This is a genomic window from Corynebacterium sp. NPDC060344 (assembly GCF_042725215.1).
Taxonomy (GTDB): domain Bacteria; phylum Actinomycetota; class Actinomycetes; order Mycobacteriales; family Mycobacteriaceae; genus Corynebacterium.
Map to the genome: position 1 here is coordinate 1 of NZ_JBHXCS010000035.1, position 2229 is coordinate 2229.

3 protein-coding genes are annotated in these 2229 nt (G+C 76.0%); 1 reads left to right on the forward strand and 2 read right to left on the reverse strand.

The features are described from left to right. Together ACFWGD_RS13160 and ACFWGD_RS13165 are read right to left on the reverse strand one after the other, a co-directional pair. The coding region (locus ACFWGD_RS13160) for a winged helix-turn-helix domain-containing protein (RefSeq protein ID WP_377779135.1) at positions 1–427 on the reverse strand (427 nt) is incomplete at its 3' end. A gap of 14 nt (positions 428–441) precedes the next feature. Further along, the gene (locus tag ACFWGD_RS13165) at positions 442–1425 is read right to left on the reverse strand and encodes an AfsA-related hotdog domain-containing protein (protein ID WP_377779136.1); all 984 of its coding nucleotides are present in this window, start codon (positions 1423–1425) and stop codon (positions 442–444) included. A 406-nt stretch (positions 1426–1831) separates the two neighbouring features. Between ACFWGD_RS13165 and ACFWGD_RS13170 the strand changes: the two genes are divergently transcribed. Further along, the gene (locus ACFWGD_RS13170) at positions 1832–2194 is read left to right on the forward strand and encodes a hypothetical protein (RefSeq protein ID WP_377779137.1); all 363 of its coding nucleotides are present in this window, start codon (positions 1832–1834) and stop codon (positions 2192–2194) included. Positions 2195–2229: the final 35 nt, after the last annotated feature.

A 2229-nucleotide genomic window follows, 5' to 3' on the forward strand; every position in this document is an offset into this window, starting at 1 on the left:
GCCCCCGCCACAGCGCCAGCGCCCGGCGCTGCAGCGCGGCGGCCCGCTCCGGATCGCCGGCGGCCAGCGCGGCCCGCCCCAGAGCGTGCAACTGCTCGAACTCCGCGACGTCCAGGCGGGCCGGCCCCAGCTGCAGGGTGTAGCCGGGCGGCCGGGTCAGCAGGGTCCGCGGACCGTGCTCGGCGTCGGCCGCGCACAGCATCTTGCGCAACTGGGACACGTACACCTGCAAGGTGGTCGTCGCCGTGCGCGGCGGATCGGTCGGCCACAGCTCGTCGATCAGCGCGGGCGCCGAGACCACCTCGCCGGCGCGCATCAGCAGGGCGGCCAGTACCACCCGCAGTTTCGCGGCCTTCGGGGCGTGCGCCCGCCCCGCGGTCGTGGGTTCGCCGGTGACCTCCACCGGGCCGAGCAGCCCGAACTCCATCAGACCGGCCGTTCCTAGTAGTCCTGGACCACGCGTGCGCGTGCGTCCGCGACCGGCCGGCCGTTCTGCGTCACCGTCAGGGCGACCTCCGCGGCGGTCCGTCCCGCCCGCACCACCGCCGCGCACCGCAGTGCCACGTCGTCCGCCGCGTACCCGCTGAAGCGGACCTCGAAGGAGTCCTGCACGGCCCGGCCCGCCTCGATCCCGCCGGTGCGCGCGGCGGCCAGCAGGGCGCTCTGGCGCATGCCCTCCAGCAGCAGCAGACCCGACAGCCCGCCCCCGCCCGGCCCGGCGAACACCGGATCGCAGGGGCGCGGCACGATCCACGTGTCCAGCCGGCCGGGCCCCGGCCCGTAGTCGGCGCGGGGTCCGGGCGCCACGGGCGCGGCCTCGCGCACCACCACGTTGCCGGGGCTGCGCCGGCCCACCTCGGCCGGGGCCACCGGCCACGAAGGGCCGGGCGCGGCCGGGCCGTCCGGGGCCCGCCGGCTCTGCGCCACGTGGTTGCGGTACAGCACCGGCATCAGGAAGACCAGGCCCGCGCTGCCCGCCGCGCACACCACGTCGTCGATGGCCGCCTCCAGGCGGAACTCCAGCCCGCGCGGCACCCCGCCCACCACGTTCACGGGCGCCACCGCGATCCGGGTCAGCAGCCGCGCCCGGTCCGCTCCGGTCCGCCAGCCGGCCAGGTCCGTGAGCTCCAGTGCGAACCGGTGGAAGAGCCCCACCCGGTCCCCGGGCACCCCGAAGTACTGGTGCCCGACGAACTCGCCGATCTCCCGCACCGTGTCGGTCAGCAGCTGAGGGTCGTGGAAACGCCCCGGGCCGTCGCTGAACAGCGGGTGGGCCGCCGGAATGTCCCCGGCGAGCACGAAGTGCTCCTCGCTGCTGCCCGGCGCCTCCAGCAGGTACCGGTCCCAGGAGGGCGGGCAGTGGATGAGGTGGCGCGTGGCCGTGCCGTGCCCCAGTTCGGGGGCGGTGGTGGATGCGACCGTCATGGTGTCTCCTCGGGCCGGCGACGTCGTGCGGCGACAGGCGGTCCCCCGGGGCCGCGGCCATGTGCGCCCGGGCACGGGTCACCTGTTTCCCCGGGCCGGGCCCCTTGCACGTCCAAGCGTGCGGAGCCGTGTCTCCTTCCTGCCAGCGCAGAACGGTGGCAGCAAGCTGCACGGCAGATAGTTACGGCTTGCGCCGCCGGGCCCAACCGCCCTGGTCGGCGGTGGTGCGAGGGCCGCCGACGGCGTACGCGGACCCGTGCGGGCGCGGGTCCCGCGCGGCCGGTAGGGGTCCGGGCAGGGGGACTGCACGCACCCGCCCGATGCCTACGCTCGGCCCGCGCGGTCCGAGACCTCCCATCCGTCCCGGCCCGCGCCGGCACCTCCAGCGAACCTTCAAGGAGCGGGCATGGCCGACGTCAGCAGCCGGACAGCGGGCCAGCGGGCCCGGGCAGACCTGCTCGATCGCCTCTACATCGAGTCGTCAAGGGGCACCGGCCGGGTCCTGATCCCGGCCCTGTCAGTCCTTGCCGCAGAGCGGGCGACGCCCGGCGCCGGCGGCCCACCGCACGCCTGCGCTTCGCCGAGACCATCCCTTTCACCGCCACGCACGCCCCGGACGCCGCCCGCCTGGCCCACCACCGACTGGGCCCTCACCCACCCGGCGGCAATCGCCTGGCAGGCGGCGAAGACGGGTGAGCCCGTCACCGTTCTCTCCCTCACCCCCGAGGCGTACGAGGGCACGGGCATCCACCCGCTCGACCCCACCTAACCTTCCTCGGACCGGCCCCGCAGCAGCACCACGAC